Source organism: Streptomyces sp. NPDC047043, assembly GCF_040644055.1.
Classification (GTDB): Bacteria; Actinomycetota; Actinomycetes; order Streptomycetales; family Streptomycetaceae; genus Streptomyces.
Genome location: NZ_JBEYVO010000003.1, coordinates 230,586 through 243,229 on the forward strand (window position 1 = coordinate 230,586; position 12,644 = coordinate 243,229).

Sequence of the window (12,644 nt, forward strand, 5' to 3'; positions counted from 1 at the left end):
GTCGGCGCTTCCCCCTCTCCTTCAGGGTCCTGCTGAGTCGTGCAGTGACACTTCGTGTGTCACCGCCTGTGTCACTTCTTTACACGAACAGTCTTTGTGGACCGTGTCTCGAGAGTCATCTCGTCGGCCTCCGCGACCTTCGCTTTCAGTCGCACAGTACCCGTCGCGGCATCGACCACGTCCACCACCTTCGCAAGCAGTTTCGCAGTATCCGCGTTTCCGGAGGCACTTGCGAGCTGAACAGCCCGGCCCAGTTTGGCCGTTGCGCCGTCGAAATCGCCCGCTTTGCGAAGATCGAGCCCTTGTTGGATGGCCTGTGCCAGTTCGGCCTGCCCGGTGTAGTGGGCGACCTGGGGGTTGATCGACGTGGAGGCGGCCATGTCGTCGGTCCACACAGCCCGTACGAGGCCCTGGGCGCCCAGGTTCTGAGCGCTCCCGTCGGGCTGCGGGATGACCAGTGAGGCCCGGGCGGCGAGCATCTCCTGGCCGAGGCCGGCGGCCGGGACCTCCACGCATACGTGGTAGTCACGGGACTCGTCGCCCCAGGAGCCGGTGGGGTAGTCCCCGGCGCGCGGGCCCGCCTCGGTGCGGCGGTCGGTCAACTCCTCGACGGTGGGGGCGACTTGCTTGACGAACTTGATCGAGGTGCCCACCGGTGTCCACAGCCTGAGCGCGACGTCGGCGACCTCCTTGCCCATCGCCTTCTCCATCATCTGTGTGAAGTCGGCGGCGAGGGCGGCCGGGTCGGCGACGATGTCGGCGGTGCCGAGCAGGGCGGAGGCGATCCCTGTGACTTCTTTCACTTCCCAGTCGGTGCCCACGCCACGTGCGTCACAGGTGAACCGTCCGGCACAGGAGTCAAGGGCGGCCTTCAGGTCCTCGGGCGACTCGTGCTCGTTGCGGCCGTCGGTGAGCAGGATGCCGTGCCGGATGGCGACGTCGTCCGAGGAGAGCAGGCGGTCGGCCAGGCGCAGCCAGGTGCCGATGGCCGTGCCGCCGCCCGCGCTGAGCTTGCGCAGGGCCTGCTTGGCCTGCTCGCGGGTGGTGGCGTCGGCGACCGCGATGCGCCCGCCGCCCGGGTAGACCTCCTTGGCCACGTGCGTGCCGCCGATCACCGCGAAGTGCACGCCGTCGCGCAGGGTGTCGATCGCGGCTGCCGTCGCGTCGCGGGCGTTGCGCATCTTGGTCGGCGGGTAGTCCATCGAGCCGGAGCAGTCGACCATGATCGCCACCGCCGCGGAGGGACCCTGCCCGGGCGAGTAAAGATGGGGCGCCGCGACCGCGCTGCCGACCGTGCCGCCGCCGGTGGCGGTCACCGTGACGATCGCGTTGACCTCACGGCCGCCCTCCGGCAGGTACTCGTTCTGGTACACGTCCATCGAGAACTGCGGCACGTTGGACTTCGAGAAATTGGCCATACGTACTCAAATCCCCCTTGAAAACCTCGCAGTTGCGAGGCGACGACTGAATGCGGACCGGTCCCCTCCGGTCCGCTGAGGCCTCCCCGTTCCCGGCCTCAGGCCGATCCTGCCCCCGGAAGGACGGCCGGGAACGGCACGACGGCCACTGTTACGTTGTCGTGGCCCCCGCCGTCCAGGGCGTGGCCGACCAGAACGCGCGCGCTGTGCAGCGGACGTACGGCGGCGTCCAGCGGCACGACCTCCGCCATGTCCTCGGCCGCCTCCGCGTAGTTCCACAGTCCGTCCGTGCACACCACCACTACACCCGGCCGGTCCGGCTTGAAGGAAGCGGTGTGCGGCTCCAGTTCGTAGGCGTCCGCGCCGAGCCAGCCCGTGATCGCGTGGGCGCGCTCGTCGGCGTAGGCCTCGGCCTCGTTCATCAGGCCCGCGGCGACCATCTGCGCCGCCCACGAGTCGTCCTCGGTGAGCCGGGCCGGGGGTGATGTGCGGTCCACCGGCACCCAGTAGGCGCGGCTGTCGCCGACCCAGCCGACGATCAGCAGGCCGGTCGTGACGACCGCGCCGACGATCGTGCAGGCCGGTGCGTTCTGGTGCGGGGTGTGCTCGCGGGCCGTGGCGGGCTCGGCGGCCAGGGCGTTGACCGCGTGCGAGGCGGCGACGATCGCGTCGTGCATCGCCTGCTGCGGGTGCGTGCCGCGCGGCAGGGCGGCCAGCAGTGACTCGTTCGCGGCGCGGGCGGCGGCGAGCGAGGCGTCGTCGGGCCGGGTCGCCGAGGAGACGCCGTCGCAGACGATCGCCACGGACGCGGGGGAGCCGTCGGGCAGGGTGGCGGTGCCGATGCCGAAGGCGTCCTCGTTGCGGTGGTGGCGCAGTCCGCGGTCGCTGACCGCGGCGACCGGGCCGCTCTCTTGTTCCATGTGGTCGCGCTCCCGGGGCTGGGCGTGCCCGCAGTTCTCGCAGTAGCCGTCGCTGTCGACGCGGCCGGCCCGGCAGGCCACGCACAGCTTGGCCTCCTCGGCGGGGGCGGCCAGTTCGGCGACGCGTGGATCCGGTGCCTGCAGAGGGTACTCGTCGGGCTCCGGCGGCCGGTCGAAACGCACACCGGAGGCCGGGGACACCGGCGATCCCGTGGGCTGCTCCGGCGGCAGCGGGGAGCCGCCCGAGTCCGTGCCCCGCAGGTCGGTCGGCAGATGGGCCGCCGCCGCGGTGTCGGAGCCGGCCGGCTGGTGGGCGACGGGCCAGTCGGTGCCGTCCGTGCTCGGCGCCGGCACCGATCCGTTCAGGGTGATCGTCGGCTGGTCGTCCGGCCGCGCGGGCACCACGGACAGGTCGTATCCGCACGCACCGCAGAAACGGTCACCCGACTCGAGCGGCTCCTCGCAGCTCGGGCAGGCGGACAACTGGGGCATCTGCGACATCAACTACACCCACGTCCGGGGGCGGTAACGGTTGGCACGTTCCACCAGGTCGATCCTCTCCTCGCCGCCTCGCGCCAGCCGGGCCAGCGTGCGGTACGAACGCTCCAGGCCGAAGCGGAGTCCCCGCTCGTCCAGGTCGCTGCCGAGCAGCACCCGCTGCGCGGCGGGCGCGGAACCCTGGCCACCGGAGAGTATCCAGTCCAGCGCACAGCCGAGGACCTCGGCCGACAACTGCTCTCTGCGCGCCGGGTCCAGACCGTAGGAGTCCAGCGCCTCGACCTGCCGGGCGGCGGCCGTCAGATCGTCCAGGAACGGCGCGTCCGCGGCGGTGGCCGTGCGTTGACGCAGCCGCGCCCGTACGGCGGCCACACGCGCGGCCGTGTAGTGGATGGACGACTCCGGGATCGACTCCAGCGTTCCCACGGCGCTGCTGCGGTCCCCGGCCGCGAGCTCGACGCGGGCCAGTCCGAAGGCGGCGCTCACATAGCTCGGGTCGGTCGACCACACCAGGCGGTAGTACTCGGCGGCGTTGTCCAGCTGGCCCAGCACCTCCGCGCACAGGCCGAGCGCCAGCTTGGGGGCGGGCTCGCCGGGGAAGGCGTCGTAGATCGCGTCGAAGGCGAGCGCGGCGCCCTCGTGGTCGCCGGTGACCAGGGCGGCCACGCCCCGGTACCAGACGACCCGCCAGTCGTCGGACTGCTCGTTCTCCAGCTTGGCCAGGGACGTCAGCGCGGCCGCGGAGTCGCCGTTCTCCAGCAGGGCGCGGATCTTCCTGAGCCGGGTCTCGACCGACGAGGCCGGCGCGGCATTGAGCGCGCCGAGCAGTTCGGCGGGCGCCGTCGTCATCAGACCCGCGAGGAAGCCGGCGTTCGGGTCACCGGGGTCCACGTGGGGGACCGGCAGCGCGAGCGCCGCCGCCGGGGAGTTGACGGGCTTGACGAGGGCGGGGGAGCCGGCCGCCGCGGGCAGTTCGGGCTGCTGCGGCTTGCGCTGCTGCACCGCCCGCGCCCCCAGCAGCGACACGTCCCCTTCCAGCTTCGGGAACAACTCCGTGTCCGTGACCCTCAGTTCGGGACCGAACAGCGTCGACAGCGCGGGCCGCGCCCGCCCCGACTGCAGCGAGACGACCTCGCGCAGCACGCCCGTCAGCTGCTCGCCCATCTCCTGCGCGGAGGCGAACCGGCGGGCCGGGTCGGGGTCGGTGGCGCGCACCAGGAGCCGGTAGAAGGACTCGTACTGGCGGAAGACCTCGATGTTGTCCGGGTCGGGCAGCGAGTCCACGAAGACGTTCGTGTAGCCCTGGAAGTCGAAGGTCAGGACGGCCAGCGTGCGCGCGACCGTGTACAGGTCCGACGCCACGGACGGGCCGACCTCGGCGACCTCCGGCGCCTGGTAGCCCACCGTGCCGTAGATGGCCGACTCCTCGTCGTCCATCCTGCGCACCGCGCCCATGTCGATCAGCTTGAGCTGGTCCTCGGTCTGGATGGCGTTGTCGACCTTGAAGTCGCAGTACAGCAGGTTGCGGCTGTGCAGATGGCCGAGCGCCTCCAGCGCCTCGATGCCGTAGGCGCACGCCTGCTCCACCGGCAGCGGGTCGCGCTTTCCGTCCGGTGTGCGGCGGCCGTTGGCGATCTCCTTGAGCGACTTGCCGCCGACGTACTCCATGACGATGTAGCCGTCCAGCGAGCCGGTGCGCTGGTCGAGGTGCTCCACGAAGTTGTAGATCCGCACGATGTTGGCGTGCTCGATCTCGGCCAGGAAGCGCCGCTCGGAGATCGCCGCCGCCATCGCGTCCTGGTCCCCGGTGTCGAGCAGGCCCTTGAGGACCACCCACCGGTCGGAGACCGCGCGGTCCACGGCGAGATAGACCCAGCCGAGGCCGCCGTGCGCCAGACAGCCCACGACCTCGTACTGGCCGTGCACCACGTCGCCGGCCTTCAGCTTCGGGACGAAGGAGTACGGGTGGCCGCACTTGGTGCAGAAGCCCTCCGTGCGCCCCGGACGGTCACCGCGCGAACGGCCCACCGGCGCCCCGCAGTCGGAGCGCGAGCAGAATCGCTTCCGCTCGGGCACCTCCGGATTGTCCAGGACCATCGCGCGCGGGTCGGGCCGCGGCACGTCCGGCACCTGCACCAGGCCCACGCCCAGCCGCCCGCGGGCGCTCGTCCCGGCGCTGGAGCCGGAGCTGCGCACCGACACCGAACGGCCCGAGGTGCGGCCCGACAGGGAACGCGAGAGCCGGCCCGACACCGAGCGCCGCGACTTCGACGACTGCGAGGACGTACGGGAGCTGCCCCGGCTGCCGCGGCTGCTGGGGCGCGAACTGCCGCTGCCCGACGAGCCGCGCGAGCCGTTGTTGCCGCCGCCCGTGATGCCGGTGGCCGGCGAGCCGACCAGGCCGTTCGACGACACGACCGGTGCGAGGCCGCATGTGTCGCAGTACAGTTCGCCGCCGCCCACGTCCTCGTACGCGCCGTCGCAGCCGGGCCGCTGGCAGTTCTGCTGTGCCTGGCTCATCTCGCTGCACCCCCTTCGTCACTCACGCTCCGGACCCCCTGCGATCCTGCGGCCCGCCCTGCCCCGGCACCCGCGGGGCGCCCAGCACCTCGGCCGCCGCCTGCTGGTAGCGCAGCACCGCCTGTTCGGCGACGCGCAGATCGCACGGCGCGCTCCACAGCATCCGGCGCGCCGCGTCGTACCGCTCGATCAGCAGCGAGTCCTCGGCGAATCCGTGCCGGGCGACCTTCGCCTTGTACGCGTCGAGACGGCCGCGCAGCTCCGCGCGGACCGCGAGCGGCGCGGTGACCGCGGTGAGCGACTCGCGGGCGCGCAGCAGTTCGTCCTCCGCCTTCTGCTCCAGGGACTCCAGGAGCGGGGACAGGCGGTGCCACTGGGCGTGTCTGCGGTACTCGGCGGCCGTCGCCAGCTGCTCCTGCAGCACCGTCGGCGGGCCGCTGACCACCGGCACCTCCGTCGCGGCGATCTTCGCGAGGACCTCGCCGCGCGCGGTGCGCGCCTCGGCGAGGGTGCGGTCCGCGCGGGAGAGTACGTCCCGCAGCTTCACCAGCCGCTGCTCGGCGTCCTGCCGGACGGTGAGCACGGCGTCGATCTCCCGGCGCACCTCCTCCAGGGCGCGCGCCTCCCGGTCGTACACCGCGGTGTCGGGGCGGCCGCCGCCCGGGGCCGAACTCCCTTGTGAGGGAAGCCAGTACGCCAGTGGATCCGACACCACCTGCTCGCGCAGCGACGTCAACGTGCGCGTGATGCGCTCCAGGTCGTCGCCCGACGGGTGCTCGCCGGGGCGCACGCCGACGGAGTGCGCGAGCTTGCGGGTGCGCTGGAGCTCCGCGGCCAGTAAATCGATCCGGGCGGGCAGCGCCGACCAGACCGCGTCGGCGGCGACGACCATGTCCAGGCTCGTCGCGTACAGCTCGTTCATCCGGTCGACCAGCGCGGACAGCGAGAACTGCTCGCTGAGCTTGCCCGAACCGCCGTGCAGCGTCGGCGCGTTGGCCGTGGCCGTCGCACTGCCCGCGACCGTGACGGACTCGCCGCGCAGCAGTTCCGTGAGCTCCACCAGGTCCTCGCGGCTGGACCAGCGGCGGCGGGCACGGATGTCCCGGGCACTGCGCAACGCGTCGGTGTACGCGTCGAAGTACGCCCACAGCAGCGTGATCGAGGCCTCCGCGGCCGTCCAGCGTTCCTTGGTGATGCCGGTCAGCTCGGCGCCTTCGAGGAGTCTGCGGCCCGCGTGGTCCTGCAGGGCGAGGAGCGAGGTCTCGATCGCCTCGTGCTCCGCGCCGAGCCGCGCCAGCGCACGGTCCACCTCGTCCCGGTCCATCACCGGCCCGGCGGGGTCCGTGACGCCCATCGATCACCTCTCGCTGCTGTCGTGTTCCGTCGTGGGGTTTCGTGCCGTCAATCGTCCGTCAGTTGATGGTCGGTCACTTGTAGTGGGCTGCGGGAGGGGTCGCCGACGTCGACTTCTCGTCGCCCTTGTCCATGGTCGGGTGCAGCCACTTCTGGTACGACGCCTGCCAGCCGCCGTCCTTGATGTAGTTCTGCAGGGTCCGGTTGACCTGGCGTATCAGATCCTCGGAGCCCTTCTTCATCGCCACGCCGTAGTACTCGTCGGTGAACAGAGGGCCCTTGAGCTCGACCGTCGGGTCCTGCGCGGCCTGGCTGGCGGCCAGCGCGCCGTCCGTCACGACCGCGTCGACCTCGCCGAGCTGCAACTTCACCAGGCAGTCGAGCTGGTTGGGGACCACGGTCTTGATGTCGGCGGAGGCGGGAAGCTTTCCGGACCCCTTGTCCGCCTGGAGATTGTCGAGCGCCGTGGACCCGTCGGCCGAGCAGATCCTCTTGTCGGCGAGGGTCTTGTTGTACCCCGTGATCGTCGAGGTCTTGAGCGCGAGGACCTGCTGGCCGGTGCTGAAGTAGGGGGCGGAGAAGGCGACATCGTTCAGTCGGTCGCAGTTGATCGTCATGGTGCGGACCACCATGTCGACCGCGCCGCTCTGGATCGCCGGAATGCGCTGGTTGGTGGGGATGGCCTTGAACGACACCGCCTTCGGGTCGCCGAGGAGGTCCTTGGCGATCCGGTGGACGAGGTCGATGTCGAAGCCCTCCAGCTCACCGGAGGCGTTGTTCGGGTTGAGGTAGCCCCAGCGGTAGCTGTTGGTGTCGACGCCGACGATCAGCCGCCGGTCCTTGCGGGCCTTGATCTTGTCGATGGTCGTCGTGCTGCCGTCGCCGCCGGACGGCGAAAGGCTCTGGTCCTGGGGAAGGAGGCCGTTGTCGCACTTCTTCTCCGCCCTGGCCTGGGTGGCGTGGGCGACGCCCTGGCCGCCGCTGCCCGCGGCGCCGTCCGCCCCGCTCGGCCGCGTGGTCAGGGGCAGCAGCAGCGCGAAGGCCACGGCGAGGGCGCAGACGGCCGCCATCGCGCCCACCCCGCCCCAGCCGCGCAGGCCGGTCCGCAGACGCTGTGCCAGACGATGTGTCGGACGTTGTGCATTCATCTTCACGCCCCCTCTCACCGGTATTCCGAAAGCCTGCGCCCGATGCCGAGCACCGCGCCGGCCGCGCCGAGGACGGCGAGGACCGCGGCGCCGTACGGCAGGCCGGTCAGCGCGTCCAGGCCGCCGCTCGCGGCCTGGTGGAACTCGTCCTGCTCATGGGCGAGAGCCTTCTTCAGCGCCGAGTCGACGTTGTCGAAGCACACGCTCGTCGGGTCCTCGCCGACACCGATGACCTTGTCACGGGCCTTTTGGTAGTCGCCCCTGTTGTTCATGCTCTGGGCGACGCCGTGCCGGTCCTTCCAGGCCTGCATGGACTCGTTGGCGACCTGTACCGGTTTCCGGCCCGCCGAGTCGTCGGCGAGCCCGTCGGCGTTGTTGAGCGCCTTGGCGAGCCTGGCGATTTGCTCGTCGTAGCCGGCGGCGTACGCGTCCACGGTGTCGCCGTTGGCGTTCTTCGTGGTGTCCGCGCCGCGGCGGATCAGGTTGAGGTTCTCGTCGCTGCGGGCGGTCAGGGACGCGATGCGGGCGTCGTGCAGGACGTTCAGCGAGCGGACGCCGTGGTCGTAGGAGTCGTTCAGTCCCGCGCGGGCGACGGTGTGGCCGACGACGAGCCAGAGCAGGACGACCGCGGAGGCGGCCGACGCGGTGACCAGGCCGTGGTTCAACACCCGGTTGGTGCGCTGGTAGTTGCGGCGCTGGGCCCAGGCCAGCCCGCCCAGCGCGACGAGGCCGAGGCCGGTCGCGGCCCACGGGAACGACTTGGCGTCCGCGTAGTCGGAGTTCAGCCGCTGGTTCTCCCGCTGGTACAGGTCCTCGGCCTTGGGCAGCAGCTGCCCCTGCATCAGCTCGTTCGCGGCCCGCAGGTAGGCGCCGCCCACCGGGTAGCCCTGCCGGTTGTTGGTCCGGGCCGTCTCGACCAGGCCCTTGTACTGCGGCAGCAGCTTGTTGAGCTGGGCGATGGTCTTCGCCGAGTCGGATCCCGCGTCGGAGTTGGCGGCGGCCGTGACCAGTTTGCCCGCGGCGGTCCGGATGTCGTCCTCGTACGTCTGCCGCATGGCGGGCTTCTCCTGCGGGCCCGCGAGATAGCCGCTGGCCGCGGCCGTGTTGGCGTCGGCGAGCGAGCGGTAGATGTCGGCCGCGTCGGAGCTGAGCGGCTGGCTGCTGTTGAGCACGTCGTCGGCGGCCGAGGCGCGGTCGGTCATCTGCCAGGCCGTGACCGCGCCGAACGCGACGACCAGCAGGGCGAGGAGCGCCCCGATGATGCGCAGCCGCCCCGGTTCGGTGGTGGCGGCCACGCGCAGCCGGTCGACGCCCTCCGCGAAGGCGGTACGGCGCGCGGAGACGGGCTCGGACACGGCTGCGGGGCCCGGTGGTGCGGGGGCTGCGGGCGGTCCCGGCTGCGGTGGAACGGCCGGCATCGTGGGCACGCCGGATCCCGGTGGCGCCGCGCTGCTCTTCGGCGGGTGTGTCACTGTTGACCTCCCCCATGGTCATCCGTCGCCGCCAGTATTACGGGCGGGACCGACATCCGCACCGGCCTTAACTGGATCTTGATCGGATCGCAAGCGCGCTTGCTGTTTCGACCGGCGCACGACGCAGCGTCCCGCACCACCCCCTGCCCATGAATACGCCGCCGGAATCAGTTCGGTTCCAGTGAGGTCACTCCTCGAAGTACGTCCGTACCCGTTCGTGCACCTCCGGCTCCGCTCCCACCCGGTCCAGGCCCAGCAGCGCCGCCCCCAGCACCGGGCTCGCCGCCACCACCCGGGCCACCGCCTTCGGCGCCCGGGCGGCCAGCAACTCCCTTATTCCGTCGTTGAGTTGGGGATGCGAGGCCGCCAGCACGCCCCCGCCCAGCAGCACCGGCGTCTCCTCCTCCAGCAGGCCGAGGCGGGTCAGTGCGACCGTCGCCATGGTCACCACCTCGTCGGCCAAGCGGTCCACGATCGCGCGGGCGACCGGGTCGCCGTCGGCCGCCGTGGCGAACAGCACCGGCGTCAGCTCGTGGCGGCGGGCGGGCGCCACCTGCTCCAGGTGCAGGGCCTGGATGAGGGCGAGCATGGTGTCGTGGCCGAAGTGGGCCGGGAGCGTGCGGGCGAGGGCCGTGGGCTCGCCGCGGCCGTCCTCCGCCCGCGCCGCGTGCCACAGGGCCTCCTCCGCGAGCCCCCAACCGCCGCCCCAGTCGCCGGAGATTCGGCCGAGCGCGGGGAAGCGGGCGGTGCGGCCGTCGGGGCGCATGCCGACGCAGTTGATGCCGGCGCCGCAGACCACGGCGACGCCGCGCGGCTCGGTGATCCCGGCCCGCAGGATCGCGAAGGTGTCGTTCCTGACCTCCACCGTCGTGCCCCACGCGCGCGCGTGCAGCGCGGCCGCCAGCTGCTCCTCCTCGACGGGGAAGTCGGCGTTGGCCAGACAGGCGGAGACATGGTCGACGGACTCCACCCCGGCGGCGGCGAAGGCGCGGCCCACCGCCTCGGCGAGGGCGTCCACCGCTGCCTCCACGCCCACCACGGGCGGCCGGAAGCCGCCGCCGCGACTCGTGGCGAGGACGGTTCCGTCGGCCGCCACCACCGCGACGTCGGTCTTGCTGTTGCCCGCGTCGACGGCGAGGACACGTGCGGTCATGCCCACGCGAGATGCTCCCGGTTGTGTGCGATCAGCTTGTCGGTCAGGGCGTCGGCGTACTCGTACTGGCCGATGAGGGGGTGCGCGAGCAGCGCCCGGAACACCCGGTCGCGTCCGCCCCGCAGGGCAGCCTCCAGGGCCAGGTCCTCATACGCCGTCACGTTCGCCATCAGGCCCGCGTACAGCGGGTCCACGGCGGGCACCGGCAGCGGGGTCGGCCCCTTCGGGCCCACCGCCGCCTGCACCTCGATCACCGCGTCGTCCGGCAGGAAGGGCAGCGTGCCGCGGTTGTAGGCGTTCACCACCTGGTACGGCGACCCGCCCCCGCCGAGCAGCGAGGCAGCGAGGTCCACGGCTGCCTCCGAGTAGTATGCGCCGCCGCGCTTGGCGAGCAGCGCCGGCTTCTCGTCGAGCTCCGGGTCGGCGTACGTCTTCAGCAACTCCCGTTCCATCTCGGCCACTTCGGCGGCTCGGGACGGCTTGGTCCGCAGCTCTCGTACGACCTCGTCGTGCGCGTAGTAGTAGCGCAGGTAGTAGGAGGGGACCACGCCCAGGCGGTCCAGGATCGGGCGGGGCAGGTGCAGGTCGGCGGCGATGGTGTCGCCGTGCTCGGCCAGCAGCTTGGGCAGGACGTTCTCGCCCTCGGGGCCCTCCAGGCGTACGCCGGTCTCCCAGGTGAGGTGGTTGAGGCCGACGTGGTCGAGGTGGACGTCGGAGGGCGAGACGCCGAGCAGGTTCGCGAACTTCCGCTGGAAGCCGATCGCCACGTTGCACAGGCCGACCGCCTTGTGGCCCGCCTGCAGCAGCGCGCGCGTGACGATGCCGACCGGGTTGGTGAAGTCGATGATCCAGGCGTCCGGGTTCGTACGGCGGACCCGTTCCGCGATGTCCAGGACCACCGGAACCGTGCGCAGGGCCTTCGCCAGGCCGCCCGCGCCGGTCGTCTCCTGGCCGACGCAGCCGCACTCCAGCGGCCATGTCTCGTCCTGCTGGCGGGCCGCCTGACCGCCGACGCGCAGCTGCAGCAGCACGGCGTCGGCGCCCTCGACGCCCTCGTCCAGGTCGAAGGTCGTGACGACTCGGCCGCTGTGCCCCTGCTTGGCGAAGATACGGCGGGCGAGGCCGCCCACCAGCTCCAGGCGCTCGGGTGCCGGGTCGACGAGGACCAGTTCCTCGATGGGCAGGGTGTCGCGCAACCGGGCGAAGCCGTCGATGAGTTCGGGGGTGTAGGTCGAGCCTCCGCCGACCACGGTGAGTTTCATACGGGGTTAACCCTTCACTCCGGTGAGCGTGACGCCCTCGACGAACGCCTTCTGGGCGAAGAAGAAGACGATGATCACGGGGGCCATGACCAGCACGGTCGCGGCCATGGTGAGGTTCCAGTCGGTGTGGTGCGCGCCCTTGAACGACTCCAGGCCGTACGAGAGGGTCCATGCGCCCGGGTTCTCCGACGCGTAGATCTGCGGGCCGAAGTAGTCGTTCCAGGCGTAGAAGAACTGGAACAGGCCCACGGCCGCGATACCCGGCTTGGCCATCGGCAGGACGACCTTCAGCAGGGTCCTGAAGTCGCCGCAGCCGTCGACCTTCGCCGCGTCGATGTACTCGTTCGGGATGGTCATCAGGAACTGGCGCAGCAGGAAGATGGAGAACGCGTCCCCGAACGCCATCGGGATGATCAGCGGCCACAGCGTGCCCGACAGGTCCAGCTGCTTCGCCCAGAACAGGTACATCGGGATGATGATCACCTGCGGCGGCAGCATCATCATCGAGATGACCAGCATCAGCGACAGATTGCGGCCGCGGAAGCGGAACTTGGCGAGTGCGTACGCCACCGGGATCGACGACACGACGGTGAGGACCGTTCCCAGTCCCGCGTAGATCAGCGTGTTCTTCCACCAGGTCAGAAAGCCCGGAGTGTCGAAGACCTTCTTGTAGTTGGACCATTCCCAGGTGTGCGGGATCAGGTCGCGGCTGAGGGCCTGGGTGTCGCTCATCAGCGAGGTCAGGAACACGAACACGAAGGGCAGCACGAAGAAGAGCGCGGCCGCGACGCCGAGGGAGTGGATCGCGACCCACTCGAGGACGGCCCGGCGGCGGGCCGTGCGCTCGGCGGGGGAGACCGTTGCCTCCAACTGCACGGGTTTGTCCAGGACTTGGGCCAT

9 protein-coding genes are annotated in these 12,644 nt (G+C 71.3%); all 9 read right to left on the reverse strand.

Annotated features, from left to right (window positions below):
• Positions 1-71 precede the first annotated feature (71 nt).
• Entirely contained in the window at positions 72-1,418 is a 1,347-nt protein-coding gene (locus tag ABZ880_RS06285) for a VWA domain-containing protein (RefSeq protein WP_361257712.1), read from the reverse strand.
• 98 nt (positions 1,419-1,516) lie between these two features.
• Positions 1,517-2,842, reverse strand: coding sequence for a PP2C family serine/threonine-protein phosphatase (locus ABZ880_RS06290; protein ID WP_361257715.1), 1,326 nt, complete (start codon positions 2,840-2,842; stop codon positions 1,517-1,519).
• Entirely contained in the window at positions 2,843-5,356 is a 2,514-nt protein-coding gene (locus ABZ880_RS06295; RefSeq protein WP_361257718.1) for a tetratricopeptide repeat protein, read from the reverse strand.
• Between the two features lie 22 nt (positions 5,357-5,378).
• Positions 5,379-6,710, reverse strand: a complete 1,332-nt coding sequence (locus ABZ880_RS06300) for a hypothetical protein (protein WP_361257721.1) — start codon at positions 6,708-6,710, stop codon at positions 5,379-5,381.
• A gap of 73 nt (positions 6,711-6,783) precedes the next feature.
• Entirely contained in the window at positions 6,784-7,857 is a 1,074-nt protein-coding gene (locus tag ABZ880_RS06305; protein WP_361257724.1) for a glutamate ABC transporter substrate-binding protein, read from the reverse strand.
• 14 nt (positions 7,858-7,871) lie between these two features.
• On the reverse strand, positions 7,872-9,275 hold the full coding sequence (locus ABZ880_RS06310) for a hypothetical protein (RefSeq protein WP_361258183.1): 1,404 nt from the start codon (positions 9,273-9,275) through the stop codon (positions 7,872-7,874).
• A gap of 241 nt (positions 9,276-9,516) precedes the next feature.
• Positions 9,517-10,488 (reverse strand): BadF/BadG/BcrA/BcrD ATPase family protein, encoded by a 972-nt coding sequence (locus tag ABZ880_RS06315; protein ID WP_361257727.1) that lies wholly within the window; start codon positions 10,486-10,488, stop codon positions 9,517-9,519.
• Positions 10,479-11,744 carry a 6-phospho-beta-glucosidase gene (locus ABZ880_RS06320; RefSeq protein ID WP_361257730.1) on the reverse strand — a complete coding sequence of 422 codons (1,266 nt, stop codon included), beginning with the start codon at positions 11,742-11,744 and terminating at the stop codon, positions 10,479-10,481. The genes ABZ880_RS06315 and ABZ880_RS06320 overlap by 10 nt, the downstream gene beginning before the upstream one ends.
• A gap of 6 nt (positions 11,745-11,750) precedes the next feature.
• On the reverse strand, positions 11,751-12,644 hold the full coding sequence (locus ABZ880_RS06325) for a carbohydrate ABC transporter permease (protein WP_361257733.1): 894 nt from the start codon (positions 12,642-12,644) through the stop codon (positions 11,751-11,753).